The organism is Ralstonia sp. GX3-BWBA (assembly GCF_003290055.1).
Classification (GTDB): domain Bacteria; phylum Pseudomonadota; class Gammaproteobacteria; order Burkholderiales; family Burkholderiaceae; genus Ralstonia; species Ralstonia holmesii.
Genome location: NZ_QMKS01000009.1, coordinates 401,667 through 422,102 on the forward strand (window position 1 = coordinate 401,667; position 20,436 = coordinate 422,102).

Consider the following 20,436-nt stretch of genomic DNA (forward strand, 5'->3'; position numbering starts at 1 on the left):
GCTGCACGCCATCCCCGCCGCAGCCATCCCATCTCGTGAAAGCGGTCGCCACCGCATGCGGCTTGTTTGCTGCTGCTTCCGCAGGCGCTCGGCATCCTCGATCCCGGCAACTCCATGAACAACGGGAAGCGGATGGACGGACATGCGGCTGTTTCTGTGCGAGAAGCCCTCCCAGGGCAAAGACATCGGCCGGATTCTCGGCGCCACCCAGCGCGGTGAAGGCTGCCTCAATGGCTCCGGCGTCACGGTCACCTGGTGCATCGGCCATCTCGTCGAAGCAGCAGCACCCGAGGTCTATGACGCGGCGCTCAAGCGCTGGTCGCTGGAGCAGTTGCCCATCATTCCCCAGCAGTGGCGGGTCGAGGTCAAGCCGAAGACCGCCACGCAGTTCAAGGTCGTCAAGGCGCTTCTGGCGAAGGCGACCCACCTTGTCATTGCCACCGACGCCGACCGCGAGGGCGAGCTGATCGCCCGCGAGATCATCGACCTGTGCGGCTACCGCGGTCCCATCGAACGCCTGTGGCTGTCGGCGCTCAACGATGCGTCCATCCGCACCGCGCTCGCCAAGCTGCGGCCCTCGGCCGAGACACTGCCGATGTATTACTCGGCGCTGGCGCGCTCGCGCGCCGACTGGCTTGTGGGCATGAACCTCAGCCGGCTGTTCACCGTGCTCGGGCGGCAAGCCGGCTACGACGGCGTGCTGTCGGTCGGGCGTGTACAGACCCCGACGCTCAAACTCGTGGTGGACCGTGACCGAGAGATCGCGGCCTTCGTGTCCGTGCCGTACTGGGCCATCGACGTGTCCTTGTCCGCAGGCGGTCAGACGTTCACCGCGCAGTGGGTGGCACCCGATGCCAGCGCCGACGACGCCGGCCGCTGCCTGCAGCAGCCCATCGCACAGCAGGCCGCGCAGCAGATCCGCGCCGCGGGCAGTGCCCAGGTGGTGTCGGTCGAAACCGAGCGCGTGCGCGAAGGCCCGCCGCTGCTGTTCGACCTGGGCACCTTGCAGGAAGTCTGTTCCAAGCAGCTTGGGCTGGACGTGCAGGAGACACTGGAAATTGCCCAGGCCCTGTACGAGACGCACAAGGCCACGACGTACCCGCGCTCGGATTCGGGCTACCTCCCCGAAAGCATGTTCGCCGAGGTGCCCACGGTCCTGGACAGCCTGCTAAAGACCGATCCCACGCTGGCCCCGATCATGGGCCAGCTCGACCGCACCCAGCGCTCGCGCGCCTGGAACGACAGCAAGGTGACGGCGCACCACGGCATCATCCCGACGCTCGAACCCGCGAACCTCTCCGCCATGAGCGAGAAGGAGCAGGCGGTGTACCGGCTGATCCGGGCGCATTACCTGGCCCAGTTCCTCCCGCACCACGAGTTCGACCGCACCGTGGCGGACCTCTCCTGCGGCCAGCAGAAGCTGGTGGCCACGGGCAAGCAGGTCGTCGTCAAGGGCTGGCGCCTGGTGCTGGCCGAGCCAGAACGTGAAGGCAGCGCCGACGAGGACGGCGATGCCCCGCGCAGCCAGGTGCTGCCCGCATTGCGCGACGGGATGGCATGTCAGGTCGCCGGGGCCGACATCAAGGCCCTCAAGACGATGCCGCCCAAGCCCTATACCCAGGGCGAACTGGTCAAGGCGATGAAGGGCGTTGCGCGTTTCGTGACCGACCCGCGCCTGAAGCAGAAGCTCAAGGACACGACGGGCATCGGCACCGAGGCGACGCGGGCCAACATCATCAGCGGGCTGATCGCCCGCGGCTACATCGTGAAGAAGGGACGCTCCATCCGCGCATCGGATGCGGCGCTCACGCTGATAGACGCCGTGCCCGCGGCGATTGCCGACCCCGGCACCACCGCCGTCTGGGAACAGGCGCTGGACATGATCGAGGCCGGACAACTCACCCTGGATGTGTTCATCGGCAAGCAGGCTGCATGGATTTCGCAGTTGATCGCGCAGTACGGCAGCACGTCCCTGTCCATCAAGGTTCCCCAAGGACCGGCTTGTCCGCAGTGCGGCGCACCCACGCGCCAGCGCACCGGCAAGAGCGGCCCGTTCTGGTCGTGCAGTCGCTACCCCGCCTGCAAAGGCACGCTGCCGGTGGCAACCGGCACGTCCAGGCGTGGTGCCTCGCGTCCACGCCGTACCAGTGGCGGTGGCTGCAAAGGCGCCTGACCGCCCCCGTTCCCCGTGAGCCATGCCCGCCATCGGCGGCGTGGCCCGTGTCCCGCATGCCCTGCGGGACGCCCCAGCGCGCAACGCCTTCTTGCTCCGTGTGCGCGTCCCGTCCGGCCGTCCCCGGCCGCGGGACCTGAAGGTGGCTTCTCCGCGAACCGCACCCCGCGCGTTCTCCTCGTCTGCATTCCTTCCGCCGCTGCGAAGGGTCCCCCGATGGCTTGCCTGTGCGAGCCATCCGGAGACCCTTCGCGGTCAGCGGTATTCGGTGCCGGTGCCCGCCGGCGCAAAAACGGGCTCCCTTTGTGCGCGGATGTGCGCCAGACGATGCCGGCCCCAGCCACGACATGGGCCGGGTGTGATTGCTTGATGAGCAGACGGTTCTAGCGACGACCGGGCCTGCCAATCAGCCCACGGGTGGTTCTTCTTTCCTCCCGAGCCGAAGGCCCCTGGGGCCTTCGGCGCCTTTCTCCTGCCTTTCAACGCCCCGGCCAGGGCGATGGCCCTGCGCCATACGAACAGGAGACCGACATGCACCCGAATCTTTGCGCACCGCCGCGCAACACGCCGCTGCTCTACGGCAGCGTCTGCAGCGGCATCGAGGCCGTGAGCCTCGCCTGGCAACCGCTCGACCTCGAAGCCGCGTGGTTCGCCGAGATCGAGCCGTTCCCGAGCGCCGTGCTCGCCCACCGTTACCCCCGCGTGCCTAACCTGGGCGACATGACCGCGATCGCCCGCCAGGTCCGCGCCGGCACCGTGCCAGCGCCCGACATCCTGGTCGGCGGCACGCCGTGCCAGTCGTTCAGCGTGGCCGGCGCGCGCCAGGGGCTGAACGACCCACGTGGTGCCTTGACCCTTGCCTATGTGGAGCTTGCAAATGCCATCGACCAAACCCGCCACCAAGACCGCCGCCCGGCGGCAACGCTCGTCTGGGAAAACGTCCCCGGCGTCCTCAGCGACCGCAGCAACGCCTTCGGGCACTTCCTGGGAGCACTGGCTGGAGAAAGCCGTGCGCTCGAACCGCCAGGGCAAAAATGGGCGCACGCAGGTTGTGTGTCTGGACCCCGGCGCCGCATCGCCTGGCGCGTGCTCGATGCTCAATATTTCGGCGTCGCCCAACGGCGCCGTCGCGTGTTTCTTGTGGCAAGTGGTGGAGGTGGCGTCGATCCCGCCGAGGTACTTTTTGAGCGCGACGGCGTGCGCGGGGATTCTTCGCCGGGCTTCGTGCCGTGGCAAGACGCTGCCGGCGCTGCTGGATCGGGCGCTGCGGCAGCAGGCGGGTACTCGGGATATGCAGGACTGAAGCAGCCCTACGGCAAGGCCACGGTGACGTTCGGATTCGGCGGGGGCAACACCGCAGGCCCCATTGACGTCGCGGCCTGCCTGACCGCGGCACCTGGCCCGAAGAACGACTTCGAGGTCGAGACCTTCGTGGCGCAGTCCATCGCGGGCAGCATCAGCCACACGCTCAGCACCGCCAACGGCGGCAAGGGCTGCAGCGAGGACGGCACCGGCAAGGGTGTGCCGATCATCGCCTTCACCGCCCAGGGCTGCGGAGCCGATGCAACGATGGCCTGGGCACCGACGCTGCGCGCGGGCGGGCATCGCCTCAGCCACGCGAATGCCGGCGTCGTGCCGGCCATCGCGTTCGCGCAGAACTCGCGCGGCGAGCTGCGGCTGGAATCCGGCCACGGCCAGCTTGCCGGGACGCTCTCCACGGGTGGCGGCAAGCCGGGCCAGGGCCGGCCGATGGTGATCGGCGTGGCGCTGCGCGGTCGCACCGAAGGCCTGGCCGCTGAACTGGGCGATGGCGTCTCGACCGCGCTGCGCACCAGCAGCGGCGGTGCCGACAAGCACCATGTGCTGGCACCGGACTTCGAGGCACATTTCCGCTACGACTGGAACGACCCCGGCCCGGGCGACTGGTCGCAGTGGCGGGTACGTCGGCTGATGCCTGTGGAGTGCGAGCGGCTGCAAGGCATGCCCGACGACTACACGCTGGTGCCGTACCGCGGCAAGCCCGCCGCCGACGCGCCCCGCTACAAGGCGATCGGCAACTCCATGGCCGTGCCGTGTGTCGCGTGGCTGGGCCAGCGGCTGTTGCAGTGCCCGCACAAGACGGGATCGAGCGCTTCGGATTGATGCACGACGCGGCCGGCGGGCCGCGTGATCCTCCCTCCTGCATTGCCGACGCATCGGCAACAGCCAGCAGCCAGGGTGTCAAGGCTGCCGTGGGTTCCTCCCACGCCACCCGCCAGTTCGCCCCGGCATCTCTCCGGCGAACGCTGCCCACCGGGCATCGATGCCACCTTCCTCCAACCCACGGGATGTATGCCGCGTCCCGTCAGGGGCGTGTCGTCAACCCGGTCGATAACAGGACTTCCTATGGACACCATCACCCGACAAGACCGCATCACGCTCAAGAACCTCAAGGTCGCGGATTTCGCGAGCGAGGAAACGCTGTGCTTCACCGCCACCGTCATGTTCGACGGCAGGCCCATCGCCGAAGCCCGCAATGACGGACACGGCGGCTCGACGTTCGTGCGCCCGCTGCAAGGCCAGGCCGCGCTGCTGGCCCAGGCCGAGGAATTCGCCAAGAGCCTGCCGCCGGCATCGCTCGACGTCGAACGCGAGGACGACGAGCCGCTTCTCATCGACATGACGCTCGACTTCCTCGTGGACCAGTTGGCCGATGCCATGCATGCGGAGCGCAAGCTGCGCACCGCGTTCAACCGCGACATCGGCAACAAGGTGCTGTTCATCAAGGACGGCCGGCTGCTGTTCCTCAAGGGCATCAAGCTCAAGGCCATTGCCGACCGCGCGGCGTATTTCGCAAAGCTGCGCAGCCGACAGGACCAGCCCATCATCATCCTGGCCGAGCTGCCAGCGGACGAGGCATTCGCCATCTGGAAGCAGCATGTCCTGGGTGACAAGCCCCGCTGATCCAGCCTCACCGCACCGTCATGACCGCCCCGCACTCGTTGCGGGGCTTTTCTTTGTCCTGCGCACATCAATCGGGGCTGGACCAGATGCCGATTTCCAACTGACGTGGCGCGGCACCCTCACGAAGCTGTCCGCATGTCCGCTGATTCGTCAGCACATGCCAGCAGCCAGGGTTTCAGGCTGCCGCGGGGTTCTCTCCGCGCAACCCACCAGTCCGCATCGCATCCATTGCGCGGACGCGCGTTCCCAAGACGCTGATGCTTTTTTTTCAACCGCGTGCGGGAGCTGCCATCCCGTGAGGGACAGGGCCCCGCTTTTCCAAGGAGCCCATCCATGTCCCAGCAAGCCTCTTTCGGCCGATTCGGTCAATTGGCCTTGACCTACTGCGGCAAGTTCCTGCCGCTCGAAGTCCTGCACAGCGCCGCCGGCCACTACATCGGCACGCGCGATACCGAAGGTCCCGTTTCGCGGGAATCTCGTGAGTACTTCCGCAGCCATGCTGCGGCTCAACGTGCCCTCGAAAGAGGCGGCTGGTCCCAGCTCGCCATTCCCTGATCCAACTGGAGGAATCACGTCATGAACCAGCTACTGCCGCAGGAAGTCGTCGATCAGATCGTTCGGGAAGAACGGCATTTCAGCGCTGCGCCCCAAGCCTTTTTTGAGGCCTGGAAGCGTGGTGTCGAAATCGCCGGCCCGCAATGGTTTGGCGATGGCACCCGTGAAGGTCTGAACCAGGCCAAGAGCAAGTGGGATCTGCGTCCCGACATGCTGCGGCTCAACGACGCCCTCGGCGTCCTGAGCAGCGGGGAACGCATGTTCCTGTCCGCGATGGTCAGCTTCTACAACGCGCGCGAGGGCGGTGCCATGCTCAAGCGCTGCCACTTCAACGGGTTGTCGGACTTCGACGGCCTCGATCTGCCACGTCGCCAGGTGATCGCCGACCTGCTGCTGAACTACAGCGGTTGGTGAGCCGGTCCCTGGCACACCTTCATCACTGCGTTCACGGGACCCCATGAGGGACATGCGCCTCGTTCGAGGCCATGTCCCTCGCGTTTTCTCCCCGCCCAGCGCCATCCGGCATCAGGCGGTTTCCCCTGCGGATGCCATCGTCCGCAAGGGCTGGCTCCGTTCATTCATCGAAAGGAGCCTTCATGGCCAACAACTACTACGAAGCCACCGGCGTTCTCGTGCTCGACCGTGTGACGCCCGTCATCCAGGCGCTGTTCGGCGCCTTCGCGCTGGACGAGAGCCACCCCGGCAACGGGCAGGCCTACATCGCCCAGATCGCCGAGACCACCAATCCGCAATGGCCGGACGTGCTCGATGGCCTGGAAGACCTGGCCACGCAACTCGGTATTCCGATGCCGGACGACGAAGGGCTGTCGATCCCGCCGCTGCTCGAACTGCTCGCCGTGCACTTCCGTGCCGATGAGGACGAAGAGCTGGGGAACTTGATCGACCGTCATTCGTTCGAGGACACCGCCGATCTCGACGCATTGTTTCTGATCGCCACCCGGTTCGATGACGGGCACCACCTGACCGCCATCCAGTTCGAGGGCTGCTGGTACTGCAGCAAGCCGCGGCTGTTCGAGTTCGGCGGCAACGGCTGCTACCTGAGCCGCGAGGTCCGCTTCATCAGCTCCTCCTCCCAGGCCCTCCAGCTCGGCGACCAATTGCGCAAGACCATTGTGGCCGCCGACATCGAAGAGGCTTCGGCCCTGATCGCGCTGGAGACCATCAATCTGCTGGCGGGCGTCAGCGACGAGCCATTCCGCATGAATTTGCGCCGGCGCGTCGCCGAGCGATTGGCCCAAACGCCAACGATCAGCGTCACCTGACGCTGTTTCCTTTCTTTCCACCCACCGGGGTCAATTCCCGGTGGCGGGGATTTGCTCCATCATTATTCTGTTGGAGAAATCCCATGTCCCAGAATCCCAATCCCTTTCTACGCGGCTACTGGAATCTGAAAATCGTCCGCACGCTGTCCATCAGCTACGAGGACGGAAGCCCGCATGTCTGGCGAAACATCCACCCGAGCCAGCAGCACCTCTGCGACGCGGCGCTGGTTTCTTCTCCTTGCATCATCACCAGCGACTTCGCGGTGGTCAGGACTGGCACCGAACCTGTCGGCGCCGCACTGATCGCCGAATGCGACGCGGCTGAAGGGGGCAGCGGCGAAGGCATGGTGGGTGCCGTGGTGTACGCGATCCACGGCGACGACTTCGACGGCCGCCCCGTCCACATTGGCGACACCTATTCGGCCGAGGCCGCACGGGAAGTCGTGCAGCGGTTGAGCTTCGAGACCGGCTACTACAGCCGGTGCTGGGAAATCAGCAGCGCGCACATCAGCCGCGAAACCGGCCAGTACCTGGCCAACCTGGCTGACCTCGCGACGCCGGAGGCCTTTTTGTTCATCGCGTTCCGGATTCCCTACAGCCCGGCGATCGGCGTCAAGCTGATCTCCACGCCCTGGACGGACCAGCACCTGCAGGACGTCGAGGGGATCGCCGCCGAGCAGCTTCGGCAGGAGCACCGCAGCAAGGGCATGCCGGACGAGCTGGCACAGATCCTTGAACTGGCCGGCCAGGCCGACGTGCGCATCCTCATCCTCGATGCCGACGCACCCGTGTTGCCGGGCCTATCGCTGGCCGGCGAATAGCTGCCACACACATCCCCGGCCTTCCTTGTCCTCACCGCATGCCGGCCCGGTCTCCCGCCAGAGAGCCGGGCCGGCGCACTTTCACAGGAGCGATCCCATGTTCCCCGACCTCATCACACCCGCATCCGACTTCGAGCACCAACTCGGAGCCTGCGTCAACGCCATGAGCCAGGAAGATGCCATCGGCCAGATCCTGGTATTCGAGCGCATGAGCGGCACGCTGCACATGCGCCATATCGCCAGCGCCGACCTGGTGGACACCGACGTGGACGACTACGAAATGGTCGTCTTCGACGGTGGCAACACAAGCGGCGACACGTGGAAACACGTGTTCTTTCCGCGTCAGCGCGAGCACTACTTCGTGTACCAAGCCTGATTCCTCCAGCCCCTTTCGAGGGGCTTTTTCTTGCCCGCAGCACAGGAAAACGGTTGTGGTGCGGTGCCGTTTCCTGCGGGCAGGCAGACCGCCCCAGGGCCATGCTTGCCCCATGTTCGTCGGCGTTGCCGGCACATGCCCAGGCAGTCGAGACCTTCGAGGCTGCAAGCGCGGGAAACCGTGCTGGTCGTTTCTTCCTACGGACCTACCGCGTCCATCCACGCCACCCACAAGGGACCTCTCCCTTGCGGGCGGGGAATCCCTTGTTTTTCCTCAAGGAGTTTCCCCATGGATCGTTCCCTCATCAAATCCATGATGCCTTCGCTGGTCGCAGGCCATGTGCCCCGCAACGTGCGGTCGTTCAAGTACCGCGTGTTCGATGATCAGCCGCTGTCCTCAACGCTGGGCTTCGCCATCGACCCCCAACCCTTCGACGGCAAGGTGGTCGCCGCGACCGACGATGCCATCGTCGTCAAGCTCAAGCCTTCCGAGTTCGCGGTGCTCGATCCCAGCCTGGTGACCACGGTTCCTGCCGAAGGCGCCAAGGTGCATGTCCAACCCTATGCCCGTCGTCGCTTCGACGGACTGCGCGCGGACACGCCGGAGGTCATCACCGAGGAGACTTCGGACGGCACGCCGTACACCATCACGAGGCACATCCTCGGCTCGGCGCCGGCCAAGCTGCCCATTCCCACGCCGCAGTGCATGGAGTTGGGCCAGCTCATCGAGCAGTTGGAGGAGATGCCGGCCCCCGATCGCTTCCGGCGCATCACCCACATGCTGGTGGATGCCGGTGCCCGCGACTTCACCTGGGTCGATCCCACGCCCTCCAAGATCATCGAGACCCCGCCGGCGATCAGCTTCACGGTCTCGACCGCGAAGTTCGAGGGCCGGGTGACGATCCTCTACGACCGCGGCGGAGACACCTACGTGGTGGAACTGCACCGTCAGAACGGTGAATCGGTCGAACTGGTCGATCGGCACGACGAGGTGTATTTCGACATGCTCGGCGAAGTGCTGGAGAGGCTCATCGACGACGGGCGCTGGCGCCAGATCGACGTGAGCATCCTCGACGCGAAAGCGGCCCGCAAGCGCCAGGCCGTCCCGGCATGACGCCCCGCAGCGAAACCGGGCGGTCCTGCGGCTGACCCGAGGCATCCGCCACGGCGTTCCAGCCGTTCCGGCCGCGTGCACTACAGGCCCTTCATCCCATCGGATGGAGGCCTTTCTCATTCTTCCACACAGGAGATTTCATCCATGTCACTGCGATTCAAAGGCGCTGACCTGCGCCCCGTGCTGACCGAAGCCATCGCCAATCAGGGGTCGTCTCAGAAAACGGAAAAAAATCGTACGCTAAGAGCCGAAGTGGGCCCTTTAGCAGCAATGCAAAGCTGCGATCAACGGGCAGGAAACATTGCCATGGTGCGCGTTGCACTCTCTCACTAGCGTCGACAGGGCCTCTTCCATCCGCGTGAGGTCCGCCATGCGTGCGCGCACATCGGCCAGCCGGTGAGCAGCCAGTTCGGCCGCCTCGCTGCAATGGGTGCCGTCCTCCAGTTTCAGGAGCTGGCCGACTTCATCCAGGCTGAATCCCAGGCGCTGGGCTGACTTCACGAACTTCACCCGCGCCACGTCCGCCTGCCCGTAGCGGCGGATGCGACCGTAGGGCCGCTCCGGCTGGGGTAGCAAGCCCTTGAGCTGATAGAAGCGGATCGTCTCCACGTTGACCCGGGCTGCCTTGGCGAAGGCCCCGATGGTCAGATTCTCTTGAGCGTTCTCCATGGCGCTTGACTCCGTAGTTGACTACGGAAGTAACGTTACAGCATCAAGCGAAGTCCCGGAAGGAGAACCTTATGTCGGAACCCAAGAACGGCCGCGGCGCACTGGCGACCGGCGGCGTCGCGGCCGTCCTCGCCTCGGCCTGCTGCCTCGGCCCCCTTGTCCTGGTCGCGCTCGGCTTCTCTGGCGCGTGGATCGGCAACCTGACCGTGCTGGAGCCGTATCGGCCGATCTTCATCGGCGCAGCGCTCATCGCGCTGTTCTTCGCCTGGCGCAGCATCTTCCGACCAGCCCATGCCTGCAAGCCCGGCGACGTTTGCGCCGTGCCCCAAGTGCGGACTGCCTACAAGGTGATCTTCTGGATCGTGGCCGCCCTGGTTCTGGTTGCCCTCGCGTTTCCCTACGTCCTGCCGCTGTTCTACTGAAAGGAGATCACCATGAAGAAACTCACCACCCTCACCACCCTCATCGCCCTGGCCGCCGCTCTAAGCGCGCCCGCCTGGGCTGCCACCAAGACCGTCACCCTGTCGGTGCCCGGCATGACCTGCGCCGCGTGCCCGATCACGGTCAAGACGGCTCTGTCCAAGGTCGCCGGCGTCGAGAAGGCCGAAGTCAGCTTCGAGAAGCGGGAGGCCGTCGTCACCTTCGACGAGGCCAAGACCAATGCCGACGCCTTGACCAAGGCCACCGCAAACGCGGGTTACCCGTCCAGCGTCAAGCAGTGAGGGCGTAATCATGGCCGAGGCGATCACCCTCCACATCGAAGGCATGACCTGCACGTCGTGCGCCGAGCACGTCCAGCAGGCTTTGACGAACGTGCCCGGCGTGCGCGCGGCCTCGGTGTCCTATCCGCAGCGGCAGGCCGAAATCGAGGCGGATGCAGGCGTGAGCGTGGCCCCGCTGGTTGCCGCAGTGGCCACGCTCGGCTATCGCGCACGGCTTACCGACACGCCGAACAAGCCTGCCGGCCTGCTAGACAAGGCGCTGGGCTGGCTCGGTGGCGAAACGAAGCATGTTGGCGGTGAACAAGCGCTGCACGTGGCTGTGATAGGCAGCGGCGGCGCGGCGATGGCGGCTGCCTTGAAGGCCGTGGAGCAAGGCGCCCGCGTCACGCTGATCGAGCGCGGCACCATCGGCGGCACCTGCGTCAATGTCGGCTGCGTGCCGTCCAAGATCATGATCCGCGCCGCGCACATCGTCCACCTGCGCCGCGAAAGCCCGTTCGATGCTGGCCTGCCGGCCGCAGCGCCCGCTGTACTGCGCGAGCGGCTGCTGGCCCAGCAACAAGGCCGCGTCGAGGAGCTGCGCCATGCCAAGTACGAAGGCATCCTGGCAAGCACTCCGGCCATCACCGTGCTGCGCGGCGAGGCCCGGTTCAGGGACACGCGCACGCTGACCGTGGCGACCGCTGACGGCGGCACGCACGAGGTGAACTTCGACCGCTGCCTGATTGCCACCGGCGCGAGCCCGGCGCTTCCGCCAATCCCGGGCCTTGCGGACACACCCCACTGGACCTCCACCGAGGCGCTGGAAAGCAGCTCGCTCCCCGAGCGGCTGGCCGTGATTGGTTCCTCCGTGGTGGCGGTCGAGTTGGCGCAAGCCTTCGCCCGGCTGGGCAGCCAGGTCACGATCCTGGCGCGCAGCACGCTGTTCTTCCGAGAAGACCCGGCCATCGGGGAAGCCGTAACAGACGCCTTCCGCGCCGAGGGCATCGAGGTGCTGGACCACACCCAGGCGAGCCACGTTGCCTATGCGGGCGGGGAATTCGTGCTCACCACCGGGCAGGGGGAAGTGCGCGCCGACAAGCTGCTGGTCGCCACCGGTCGCGCGCCGAACACGCGCAGCCTGAACCTTGAAGCGGCAGGCGTCGAAGTCAATGCGCAGGGAGCCATCGTCATCGACCGCGCCATGCGCACGAGCGCACCGCACATCTTTGCTGCCGGCGACTGCACCGACCAGCCGCAGTTCGTCTATGTGGCGGCGGCGGCCGGCACGCGCGCCGCGATCAACATGACCGGCGGCGACGCGGCGCTGGACCTGACGGCGATGCCGGCGGTGGTGTTCACCGATCCGCAGGTGGCGACCGTGGGCTACAGCGAGGCGGAAGCGCACCACGACGGCATCGAGACCGACAGCCGGCTGCTGACGCTCGACAACGTGCCGAGGGCGCTCGCCAACTTCGACACGCGCGGCTTCATCAAGCTGGTGGCGGAAGCTGGCTCAGGGCGGCTGATCGGCGTACAGGCGGTCGCGCCGGAAGCGGGCGAACTGATCCAGACGGCCGCGCTGGCGATCCGCCACCGGATGACCGTGCAGGAGCTGGCCGACCAGTTGTTCCCCTACCTGACCATGGTCGAGGGACTGAAGCTCGCGGCGCAGACCTTCAACAAGGACGTGAAGCAACTGTCCTGTTGCGCCGGATGAGGAAAAGGGAGGTGTTCGATGAACGCCTACAGCCGCGCCAACCGCCGCATCTACGCGGCCTTGTCCGATCCCCTGTCGGCCACCCACCGGCACCGCCTCGACGATCTGCTCAAGCGCCACGACAACGGCAAGACGACCTGGCTGGCCTGGCTGCGCCAGTCGCCCGTCAAGCCGAACTCGCGCCACATACTCGAACACATCGAGCGCCTCAAAGCCTGGCAGGCGCTCGACCTGCCTTCCGGCATCGAGCGGTCGGTGCACCAGAACCGCCTGCTCAAGATCGCCCGCGAAGGCGGCCAGATGACGCCCGCCGATCTGGCCAAGTTCGAGGCACAGCGCCGCTACGCGACCCTGGTGCGCTCGCCATCGAGGGCATGGCCACCGTCACCGACGAAATCATCGACCTGCACGACCGCATCCTGGGCAAGCTGTTCAACGCTGCCAAGCACAAGCATCAGCAGCAGTTCCAGGCGTCCGGCAAGGCGATCAACGCCAAGGTGCGGCTGGCCACCTCGATCAAGCAGGGCACGGTGACGGCCTCGCTGATGCTCAGGAAACTCGGCAGCTACCCGCGCCAGAACGGCCTGGCCGTGGCGCTGCGCGAGCTGGGCCGCATCGAGCGAACGCTGTTCATCCTGGACTGGCTGCAAAGCGTCGAGCTGCGCCGCCGCGTGCATGCCGGACTGAACAAGGGCGAAGCCCGCAACGCGCTAGCCCGCGCCGTGTTCTTCAACCGGCTGGGCGAAATCCGCGACCGCAGTTTCGAGCAGCAGCGCTACCGGGCCAGCGGCCTCAACCTGGTGACGGCGGCCATAGTGTTGTGGAACACGGTCTATCTGGAACGGGCCTCAAACGCCTTACGCGGTCACGGCCAGACTGTCGATGACGCCCTGTTGCAGTACCTGTCGCCGCTGGGCTGGGAGCACATCAACCTGACCGGCGATTACCTCTGGCGCAGCAGCGCCAAGATCGGCGCGGGCAAGTTCAGGCCGCTACGACCGCTGCAACCGGCTTAGCGTACGATTTTTTCCGTTTTCTGAGACGTCCCCAATCAGTGCCGCATTGTCCTGGTCAAGGATCAGGGCGTGTACTTCCTCGCCGAGCGTGGGGAGCGTCGCCCGGATGGGCGCCAGGCACTGCTCGCCTACGCCGTCGGATGCAACCCGGACACCGACCCGTTCGATGACTGGTGGCACCTCGCCGGCCGCGAGCTGGGCGGCGATGACTTCGCGGAGTATTTCGACCCGAAGGACGGCCTGTTCACGCGCCTCCAGCACTCGGCGGACGATCTCGTGCTTTCCGCCACCGCCACGCACCTGTCCTTAGCAGTGGTGCCTCCCGCCTGACGCGGCAACCGCCTCGCAGCCCCCGCATCGGGGGCCTTCTTTTGTTCGCACCGCCGCCATCGCCGCGCGTGCGCGTTTGTCTCCAGCCGCCGAGGCACGCCCCGCCGGCCACAACGCCGGCATGCCACCGGAGACAACCGCATGAACACGCCATCGACCTCGCCGAGGCTGCACCTCCTACCGGTGTCGCTGCGCACGGCCAATGCATTCGTTCTGTCGCACCATCGCCACCACCGCCCGGTCCAGGGCGCGAAGTTCGCCCTGGCCGTCACGCTGAGCGACAGCGACCTGATCCACGGCGTGGCCATTGTCGGCCGCCCGGTCGCGCGGCACCTGGACGCTGGAAGTCACGCGGCTGTGCACCGACGGCACACCCAGCGCCTGCAGCAAGCTCTACGGCGCGGCCTGGCAGGCGGCAAGGGCGCTGGGCTACATACGCCTGCTCACCTACACCATGCCCGACGAAGGTGGCGCCAGCCTGCGCGCCGCCGGCTGGCGGCTGATCGGCGCGCGCGGTGGCGGCGCCTGGAGCCGTCCCGGCCGTCCGCGCGCCGATACCCCCGAGCACCTGCGCGGCGCCAAGTGCCTGTGACAGGCGCCGGGTGGCGCGGACAAAGGGAAGCGCCCGGGTGCCGATTGATTGCTGCCGCGCGCGCGAGGCCCCGCCATGCTGGCCCCATGCCTGCTGACGTCGTCAGCGACATGCCAGGCAACCATCGGTCTTCGAGGTTGCGGCGCAGTTCCCACTGCGTGACCGAGCCAGCTCGCACCGCATCCTTCCGCGAGCGGCCACCAGCCTCTGGTGGCGGATGCTTTCGCCTTATCAACCCACCGCGGGGTCACGCACCTTCCCCGCATGCGTGGGCCGGTGTGTCTCCGCTTCATCCCAATGGAGATTCACCATGAACACCACGTCCAACGAGAAATCGTATTTCGACCTCCACACCTCGGGCATCGGCTACATCCAGCGTGTCCGTGAAGTGCCCGTCCGGGGCGGCCGCCGTGCGCAGCCTTTCCTGGCATGCACCATCGCCGCGCTGGTCGGCCCCGCCCGGGACCCCAGCTACCGCTACTTCGACGTCAAGGTCTCGGGTGCCGAGGCCAAGAAGCTCGTTCAGCGCTACATCGGCGTTGACGATCCCAAGCAGCGCCCGCTGGTGCGCTTTCGCCTCGGTGACCTGTGGGGCGATGTGTACATCCGCGACAAGGGTGAGCAGAAGGGTCAGGCCGCCGCGTCCCTCAAGGCGCGACTGCTCAAGGCCGAACTGATCGACCGGGCCGAACTGGCTTCGATCGAGCAGCACGAGTTGATCACCCGCGGCATCGGCTATCTCAATCGTGTGAAGGACGTCACCCCAAAAGCTGGCGACTCGTTCCTCTCTTGCACCGTCGCGGCACTGGCCGGGCCTGTCGATGAACCGGAGTATCGGTACTTCGACACCATCGTCGCCACCCCGGAAGCCGAGCACCTGGTTCGCCGGTGCGTTCAGGCCATCGAGGGTGACCGCAAGGTGCTGATCGCCTTCCGTCTGAACGACATGAAGATCGATCCGTACATCCGCACCAAGGGTGAGCACGCCGGGGAACCGGCCGCCAGCCTGGAATCGACGCTGGTCCACATCGGTCTCATCAAGATCGACGGCACCCAGGTCTATCCGACGAGCCAGGCGCAAGCCGAGGCGCCGCCGGCCGAAGACGCATCCGCGTCCGAAGCCGACGATGCCATCGACACGGCCACCGAGCCCGCCGAGCGCGAGCCCGAGGCGCAAGTCCAGGAGCAGGAGCCGGCATTGGCTGCTTCGTTCTGATCCGGCACGGCCTCTCACGGGGCCTTGTCGCTTTTCCTCCCCACGTACGCCGCGTCCCCAGGACGCGTGCTTGCGCATTTCATCCCCCGAGTTCCGCGTGGTCTCACGGCCACGCGGTTGTCGAATTTCTCAAAGGAGATCAGCCATGTCTCTGGTATCCCGCTTTGCTCCGCAATCCCCGATCCTGCGCTCTGATCGCCCACTCTCGGACGACCGCATTCGTGCCGTCGTTCCGTCGATCTTCGCCGACGCTCCACATGGGAGCCGGTCCGATCGGTATGCCTACATACCGACCTCGACCGTGCTGACCAAGCTGCGCCAGGAGGGCTTCGAGCCCTTCATGGTGTGTCAGACGCGCGTGCGCAACGAAGACCGGCGCGAGTACACGAAGCACCTCATCCGACTTCGCCATGCAAGCCAGATCAACGGCGACGAGGCGAACGAGATCATCCTGCTCAACAGCCATGACGGCACGAGCAGCTATCAGATGCTCGCCGGCATGTTCCGGTTCGTCTGCCACAACGGCCTGGTTTGCGGTGACACCACCGCAGACATCCGCGTTCCCCACAAGGGCGACGTGGCCAGCCAGGTGATCGAAGGTGCCTACGGAGTCCTCGAAGGTTTCGAGCGCGTGCAGAACGCGCGCGATGCGATGCGCACCATCACCCTCGATGAGGGCGAAGCGGAGGTCTTTGCGAACTCTGCGCTCGCACTCAAGTACGACGATCCGGCCAAGTCCACGCCTGTCACCGAGAGCCAACTGCTGGCCCCTCGGCGATGGGACGACCGCAAGAACGACCTGTGGGCCGTCTTCAACCGCGTCCAGGAGAACCTAGTCAAAGGGGGCCTGAACGGACGCACGGCCAACGGCCGCAATCAGCGCACCCGTCCGGTGCAAGGCATCGACCAGAACCTGCGCCTGAACCGGGCGTTGTGGCTGCTGGCCGAAGGCATGCGCCAGCTCAAGGCGTGATGCCACGCGGACCTCGCCCACCTCGGGCGAGGCCATTTCCTCTCATCCACCGGGTGCCGTCGGCGGCCCGTCATTCATCATCAGGAGAACCATCATGGCAACCCCATCGGCTTCCGAGAAATCTGTTGCGCCCATCGTCGTCCCCGGCCAGCTCACGCTGCGTACCATCCGCGGCAAGAACGGCCCGTTCACGGTTGGCCGCCTCGCGACGCACCTCGGTACTTTCGAGGTCAAAGACCCGGAGCTGGAGCAGTACCCCGAAGGCAAGTACGACGGGGAATTCATCATCAGGTACATCTTCCCGAAGTCCTATCCGGTCGGCGGCGGCATGCGGTTCGAGATCCGTGCCAGCCTCGACGGCATGACGCTCAACGGCATCGACAAACTCAGCCGCGACGAAGCCCGCAGCTTCGCCACCCAGGACGTCGATCCGCTCGATGAAGAGCAAGGGGCGCAGCCTGCGGCAACGCCGGCCAAGCCCACCAAAGCGTCCAGGCCCGCCAAGCCCGCACCCGTGCAGGCGTCCGCGGACCCGCTGGTCGATACCACGCCCTTCGGCGTGGATGCGCCACCGCCTGCTACGGCCGCTGCCCCCGGCAGCACCGAAGACGGTGACGCCGCGCTCTTCGGCCTGCTGTGGCCGCTGGGCGAGTCCGTGAAACTGGATTCGACCATCGACCGCCGCACCCTGCGCGCGCAGATCGCCCGCCTGGGCGAGCTGGGCTACGCGCTGGACTTCAAGACGCAGGAGTGGAGCCGCCAGGCCGAACCAAAACCTGCGTGATCGCAGACGCCGCATGCGCGGTGTTCTTCATCCACCCGCCGGGGTTCCTTTCCCATGCGGGGGAGGCCCTGGCCATTTTCTGGAGGTCTCCATCATGTCCACCATCGCTTGCGATACCCCGCGTTCAACGCTGGATGAACCCGCGTGGCGGGACCTTTGCAAAGCGGCCGCCGCACACGCCCAGCGCGGTTGCGGCTTGTCCTACGACCACTACGTGACGCTCTTCAGTTCGGCGATCGACGCACAGGCCAATCGTTTGCCGGATGAGCAACGTGCTCAGGCTCTCGAAATCGCGGCCCAGGAATGGGACTACGCAACACCTGCCGAACGGCAGGAAACCCAGGACTGGAATGCGGAGCATGGCTATTGCTCGCACGGGATCGAGTTCGGCTACTGCCCGGCCGGTTGTGATCGAGACGATGACGACTGGGATTGAGGGCGACGCATAGGTTCCTTCGCCGCAGATGCGGCATTCCATCACCCGCTGGGGGTTCTTCCCCACGGGGAGGCCTTCAGCTCAACTTTTCGAGGAGGCCTCTCATGGGCTGGTATTTCTCAAACCAATCGCGGTCCGAACTGATCGCGGAACTGATCGCACCGCAAGAGACCGAGCGCGCCAGCGTCAAGGTCATCGCTCACACCCTGCGCGGCAACGTGCTGTGGTCCGTCGCCGAAGTGACCGCCAAGGTCGAAGGCGTGCATCGTGATCTCGCACCGGGCCAGTCCCTGCGCTACATCCGCTGCGATCTGCTTGAACGAAGCGGCGGCCAGTGGGGCTACAAGTCCTTGGACGAGTCCATGCACCCGTACTACTACACGTGCCCGCTGTCCTATCTGGACCTCGCACCGGAGCAGTCCGCCGACTGGCGTGCAGGCGTTCGCGCCTACCACGCCCGGCGGCGCACACCCACGGCATCCGCGGCATCCGCCGCGGCGTCGATGGCCTGAGCCAGGAGGAACCGACATGGACCCGATCCTGGCAACGCTTCCGCCCTCGTTGCTGGCACTCGTTGAAGGGAGTTTGTCCAACGACGAAGTGTCCTCCGACGAGGAAATGCTGGCGTACTTCATCGACAACGGCCTCACCGAGGACCAGGCACGGCAGGCACTGACCTACCGCGACCAGTACCTCAACAACATCTACCTGGAAGGCTTCACGCCGATCACTTCGGCGGACGAGCCGCTTCACTTCAACCCGCACACCCGGCAGTTCGAGCCGGACTGAGCGGTTTTCTTCCACCCCCTGGGGCAGTACTTGCCCCAGCGGGCGGTGCTGTTCCCGTTCATCCGAGGACACCACCATGCCCGCAAACACTTCTTCCACGCTGTACCGCATCGACGAATGCCCGGACGTGATGGCCGACGCCTGCGTCGGCGATGACCAGGGCAACCTGATCTTCCTGTCCATCTGGGCGCGGGACACCGCCGTCCAGCAGTTCCTCGCTCGCCTGACCCTCGGGCGCGACGAGCAGGGACTGGACCAGTTCCACGTCATCACCGACCAGGGCGGCAGCGTCCCGGTATTCATCGGCAACGTCGATCGCCTGGAAAAGCGCATCACGCGCGCGTACCGGCGGACGCTGTTCGGCTCGCTGTCCAACGTGTGGCTGTTCGACCGGCGCTGCGTCAAGCCCGACAAGGCCAACGCCAGCGCATTGGCACTGCTGCCACACGACAGCGCCCACAGGCTTGACCGCCTGTGGATGCTGGTGCGGGACACCTGCCCGTTGCCGCTGCTCGATCACTGGCGCGAGACCGTGCTGGAACTGCTGGAAACCCGCGAGATGCTGGCCCGCCTTCCGTTCGCCCTCGGGCCGCTGGAAGGCCATCGGCTCGCCATCGACGTGCCGGCGCTGACCCTGGCGCTCGGCTCCCTGATCCGCAGCGACGCGCTCACCGCCTATCCGTATCCGGCCAAGATTTGGACGCCGGAAGCGGTAGCGGCTTGACCCACCCTCGGAGGCACGCCTTGGCGTACTTCCGTGTTTCATCCCCGCCAACCAGGAGACTTCCATGGCCCTCATGTTCCCGCGGCTCGCCCGCAATTTCGTCAAGAACGGATATTTCCCGACCGACGAACCCACGCTCGAAAGAGCGCTCAACGCACTGATGCCCAGCGACGGGCCGATGTGCATCCTCGATCCCTGCGCCGGCGAAGGCGTGGCGATCGCCGAAGCCGCCCATGCCCTCGGGCGCGAGCAGGCAAAGGCGTTCGCCGTCGAGTTCGACGCGGAGCGGGCGCGCCATGCCCGCGGCCTGGTCGATCACTGCCTGCACGCGGACCTGATGGACACGATGGTCTCCAAGCAGTCCTTCGGGCTGCTCTGGCTCAACCCGCCGTATGGGGACCTGTCCAAGGACGTCAACGGCAACATCGGCTATCAGGGCCAGGGCCGTGCCCGCCTTGAAAAGCTGTTCTACCAGCGCACGCTCTCGCTGCTGCAATACGGCGGCGTGCTGGTTTTCATCGTCCCCGGCTACGTGCTCGACGCGGAGTTGGTCGGCTGGCTGACGCGCCACTACACGGACCTGCGCATCTACCGAGCGGTGGAGACGCAGTTCAAGCAGGTGGTGATCTTCGGACGCCGGGTGCGCCAGCGCGAGCAGGTGCCCGATGGCGTCAAGGCCGTGCGCAATCTGCTGTTGCAGGTAGGGCAAGGCGAAGTCGAAGCCGAGGAACTGCCGAGCGAGTGGCCGTTCCTGCCGTACATCGTCCCCGCCAGCCCGGCCGAGCCAGAGCATTTCTTCCGCGTGACGATGGAGCCCGAGCAGTTCGCCGATGAGGTTGGCAGGCTGCAAGGCTTGTGGCCATCGCAGGACACGCACCTGGGGGCTGCGCAGCAATCGCTGCGTCCACCGGCGCGGGCCTTGTCCCGCTGGCATCTCGCCCTGGCTCTGGCCGCGGGTGCGATCTCGGGGGTTGTGCGCTCCAAGACCGGGCGCGTGCTCGTCGTCAAAGGTGACACCCACAAGGACAAGACGCTCCAGCGGGAGTTCACCGAACGCGAAGACGGCTCCATCGCCGAGACCCGCATCCTCACCGACAAGTTCGTTCCCGTCATCCGCGCGTGGGACATGACACCTGGCTCCGCGACACGGGGCGAGGTGTTGACCATTCGCTGATCCACCGGACGCGCTGCCGTCCTGCTGTACCAACTCGAAGGAGAAACA

Annotated in this window: 21 protein-coding genes and 3 pseudogenes; 23 read left to right on the plus strand and 1 reads right to left on the minus strand. The window is 66.1% G+C overall.

Annotated features, from left to right (window positions below; genetic code table 11):
* The first annotated feature begins 142 nt into the window (after positions 1–142).
* The 9 genes from DOD19_RS09400 (at position 143) to DOD19_RS09440 (ending at position 9,264) form a co-directional block, all read left to right on the plus strand.
* Positions 143–2,173 carry a DNA topoisomerase III gene (locus DOD19_RS09400; RefSeq protein ID WP_013391789.1) on the plus strand — a complete coding sequence of 677 codons (2,031 nt, stop codon included), beginning with the start codon at positions 143–145 and terminating at the stop codon, positions 2,171–2,173.
* Positions 2,174–2,704: 531 nt separating this feature from the next.
* Positions 2,705–4,315, plus strand: a complete 1,611-nt coding sequence (locus DOD19_RS09405) for a DNA cytosine methyltransferase (protein WP_042178607.1) — start codon at positions 2,705–2,707, stop codon at positions 4,313–4,315.
* A 243-nt stretch (positions 4,316–4,558) separates the two neighbouring features.
* Positions 4,559–5,116, plus strand: coding sequence for a hypothetical protein (locus DOD19_RS09410; RefSeq protein ID WP_041652386.1), 558 nt, complete (start codon positions 4,559–4,561; stop codon positions 5,114–5,116).
* A 333-nt stretch (positions 5,117–5,449) separates the two neighbouring features.
* Positions 5,450–5,671: a hypothetical protein gene (locus tag DOD19_RS09415; protein ID WP_003120032.1), complete on the plus strand. Its 222-nt coding sequence runs from the start codon at positions 5,450–5,452 to the stop codon at positions 5,669–5,671.
* Positions 5,672–5,692: 21 nt separating this feature from the next.
* Complete coding sequence (locus DOD19_RS09420; RefSeq protein ID WP_003050375.1) at positions 5,693–6,085, plus strand: hypothetical protein; 393 nt, start codon at positions 5,693–5,695, stop codon at positions 6,083–6,085.
* Between the two features lie 182 nt (positions 6,086–6,267).
* Entirely contained in the window at positions 6,268–6,954 is a 687-nt protein-coding gene (locus tag DOD19_RS09425) for a hypothetical protein (protein ID WP_003116830.1), read from the plus strand.
* A gap of 83 nt (positions 6,955–7,037) precedes the next feature.
* Positions 7,038–7,775, plus strand: coding sequence for a hypothetical protein (locus DOD19_RS09430; RefSeq protein WP_003116829.1), 738 nt, complete (start codon positions 7,038–7,040; stop codon positions 7,773–7,775).
* Positions 7,776–7,872: 97 nt separating this feature from the next.
* Entirely contained in the window at positions 7,873–8,151 is a 279-nt protein-coding gene (locus tag DOD19_RS09435) for a hypothetical protein (RefSeq protein WP_003116828.1), read from the plus strand.
* A 288-nt stretch (positions 8,152–8,439) separates the two neighbouring features.
* The gene (locus DOD19_RS09440) at positions 8,440–9,264 is read left to right on the plus strand and encodes a hypothetical protein (RefSeq protein WP_003098941.1); all 825 of its coding nucleotides are present in this window, start codon (positions 8,440–8,442) and stop codon (positions 9,262–9,264) included.
* Positions 9,265–9,525: 261 nt separating this feature from the next.
* Here DOD19_RS09440 and merR read toward each other — a convergent pair whose 3' ends face one another.
* Positions 9,526–9,933: an Hg(II)-responsive transcriptional regulator gene (gene merR, locus DOD19_RS09450; protein ID WP_003098939.1), complete on the minus strand. Its 408-nt coding sequence runs from the start codon at positions 9,931–9,933 to the stop codon at positions 9,526–9,528.
* Between the two features lie 71 nt (positions 9,934–10,004).
* Between merR and merT the strand changes: the two genes are divergently transcribed.
* The 14 genes and pseudogenes from merT (at position 10,005) to DOD19_RS09520 (ending at position 20,388) form a co-directional block, all read left to right on the plus strand.
* Positions 10,005–10,355, plus strand: coding sequence for a mercuric ion transporter MerT (gene merT / locus DOD19_RS09455; RefSeq protein WP_011804695.1), 351 nt, complete (start codon positions 10,005–10,007; stop codon positions 10,353–10,355).
* A 12-nt stretch (positions 10,356–10,367) separates the two neighbouring features.
* The gene (gene merP, locus DOD19_RS09460) at positions 10,368–10,655 is read left to right on the plus strand and encodes a mercury resistance system periplasmic binding protein MerP (RefSeq protein ID WP_003116826.1); all 288 of its coding nucleotides are present in this window, start codon (positions 10,368–10,370) and stop codon (positions 10,653–10,655) included.
* Positions 10,656–10,665: 10 nt separating this feature from the next.
* Entirely contained in the window at positions 10,666–12,354 is a 1,689-nt protein-coding gene (gene merA, locus DOD19_RS09465; protein WP_003098932.1) for a mercury(II) reductase, read from the plus strand.
* Between the two features lie 24 nt (positions 12,355–12,378).
* Positions 12,379–13,370, plus strand: a pseudogene (locus DOD19_RS09470) (Tn3 family transposase); the annotation flags it as partial.
* Between the two features lie 33 nt (positions 13,371–13,403).
* Positions 13,404–13,700: pseudogene (locus DOD19_RS09475) on the plus strand (DUF3085 domain-containing protein); the annotation flags it as partial.
* A 141-nt stretch (positions 13,701–13,841) separates the two neighbouring features.
* Positions 13,842–14,292, plus strand: a pseudogene (locus tag DOD19_RS27875) (XF1762 family protein).
* A gap of 310 nt (positions 14,293–14,602) precedes the next feature.
* Entirely contained in the window at positions 14,603–15,508 is a 906-nt protein-coding gene (locus DOD19_RS09485) for a DUF3577 domain-containing protein (RefSeq protein WP_003098919.1), read from the plus strand.
* A gap of 145 nt (positions 15,509–15,653) precedes the next feature.
* Positions 15,654–16,481: a DUF932 domain-containing protein gene (locus tag DOD19_RS09490; RefSeq protein ID WP_013391792.1), complete on the plus strand. Its 828-nt coding sequence runs from the start codon at positions 15,654–15,656 to the stop codon at positions 16,479–16,481.
* 94 nt (positions 16,482–16,575) lie between these two features.
* Positions 16,576–17,265: a DUF3275 family protein gene (locus tag DOD19_RS09495; RefSeq protein WP_003116823.1), complete on the plus strand. Its 690-nt coding sequence runs from the start codon at positions 16,576–16,578 to the stop codon at positions 17,263–17,265.
* A gap of 94 nt (positions 17,266–17,359) precedes the next feature.
* Positions 17,360–17,701: a hypothetical protein gene (locus DOD19_RS09500; protein ID WP_003116822.1), complete on the plus strand. Its 342-nt coding sequence runs from the start codon at positions 17,360–17,362 to the stop codon at positions 17,699–17,701.
* A 104-nt stretch (positions 17,702–17,805) separates the two neighbouring features.
* Complete coding sequence (locus tag DOD19_RS09505) at positions 17,806–18,213, plus strand: hypothetical protein (protein ID WP_003116821.1); 408 nt, start codon at positions 17,806–17,808, stop codon at positions 18,211–18,213.
* A 16-nt stretch (positions 18,214–18,229) separates the two neighbouring features.
* Complete coding sequence (locus DOD19_RS09510; protein WP_003090124.1) at positions 18,230–18,490, plus strand: hypothetical protein; 261 nt, start codon at positions 18,230–18,232, stop codon at positions 18,488–18,490.
* 76 nt (positions 18,491–18,566) lie between these two features.
* Positions 18,567–19,214 carry a hypothetical protein gene (locus DOD19_RS09515; RefSeq protein WP_042178598.1) on the plus strand — a complete coding sequence of 216 codons (648 nt, stop codon included), beginning with the start codon at positions 18,567–18,569 and terminating at the stop codon, positions 19,212–19,214.
* 40 nt (positions 19,215–19,254) lie between these two features.
* The gene (locus DOD19_RS09520; protein WP_223224654.1) at positions 19,255–20,388 is read left to right on the plus strand and encodes a DUF6094 domain-containing protein; all 1,134 of its coding nucleotides are present in this window, start codon (positions 19,255–19,257) and stop codon (positions 20,386–20,388) included.
* Positions 20,389–20,436 lie beyond the last annotated feature (48 nt).

Bases quoted from the DNA above. Each gene is read 5' to 3' on its own strand.
- DOD19_RS09400 (WP_013391789.1), top strand. From the start codon at position 143: ATGCGGCTGTTTCTGTGCGAGAAGCCCTCCCAGGGCAAAGACATCGGC.
- DOD19_RS09405 (WP_042178607.1), top strand. From the start codon at position 2,705: ATGCACCCGAATCTTTGCGCACCGCCGCGCAACACGCCGCTGCTCTAC.
- DOD19_RS09410 (WP_041652386.1), top strand. From the start codon at position 4,559: ATGGACACCATCACCCGACAAGACCGCATCACGCTCAAGAACCTCAAG.
- DOD19_RS09415 (WP_003120032.1), top strand. From the start codon at position 5,450: ATGTCCCAGCAAGCCTCTTTCGGCCGATTCGGTCAATTGGCCTTGACC.
- DOD19_RS09420 (WP_003050375.1), top strand. From the start codon at position 5,693: ATGAACCAGCTACTGCCGCAGGAAGTCGTCGATCAGATCGTTCGGGAA.
- DOD19_RS09425 (WP_003116830.1), top strand. From the start codon at position 6,268: ATGGCCAACAACTACTACGAAGCCACCGGCGTTCTCGTGCTCGACCGT.
- DOD19_RS09430 (WP_003116829.1), top strand. From the start codon at position 7,038: ATGTCCCAGAATCCCAATCCCTTTCTACGCGGCTACTGGAATCTGAAA.
- DOD19_RS09435 (WP_003116828.1), top strand. From the start codon at position 7,873: ATGTTCCCCGACCTCATCACACCCGCATCCGACTTCGAGCACCAACTC.
- DOD19_RS09440 (WP_003098941.1), top strand. From the start codon at position 8,440: ATGGATCGTTCCCTCATCAAATCCATGATGCCTTCGCTGGTCGCAGGC.
- merR (WP_003098939.1), bottom strand. From the start codon at position 9,933: ATGGAGAACGCTCAAGAGAATCTGACCATCGGGGCCTTCGCCAAGGCA.
- merT (WP_011804695.1), top strand. From the start codon at position 10,005: ATGTCGGAACCCAAGAACGGCCGCGGCGCACTGGCGACCGGCGGCGTC.
- merP (WP_003116826.1), top strand. From the start codon at position 10,368: ATGAAGAAACTCACCACCCTCACCACCCTCATCGCCCTGGCCGCCGCT.
- merA (WP_003098932.1), top strand. From the start codon at position 10,666: ATGGCCGAGGCGATCACCCTCCACATCGAAGGCATGACCTGCACGTCG.
- DOD19_RS09485 (WP_003098919.1), top strand. From the start codon at position 14,603: ATGAACACCACGTCCAACGAGAAATCGTATTTCGACCTCCACACCTCG.
- DOD19_RS09490 (WP_013391792.1), top strand. From the start codon at position 15,654: ATGTCTCTGGTATCCCGCTTTGCTCCGCAATCCCCGATCCTGCGCTCT.
- DOD19_RS09495 (WP_003116823.1), top strand. From the start codon at position 16,576: ATGGCAACCCCATCGGCTTCCGAGAAATCTGTTGCGCCCATCGTCGTC.
- DOD19_RS09500 (WP_003116822.1), top strand. From the start codon at position 17,360: ATGTCCACCATCGCTTGCGATACCCCGCGTTCAACGCTGGATGAACCC.
- DOD19_RS09505 (WP_003116821.1), top strand. From the start codon at position 17,806: ATGGGCTGGTATTTCTCAAACCAATCGCGGTCCGAACTGATCGCGGAA.
- DOD19_RS09510 (WP_003090124.1), top strand. From the start codon at position 18,230: ATGGACCCGATCCTGGCAACGCTTCCGCCCTCGTTGCTGGCACTCGTT.
- DOD19_RS09515 (WP_042178598.1), top strand. From the start codon at position 18,567: ATGCCCGCAAACACTTCTTCCACGCTGTACCGCATCGACGAATGCCCG.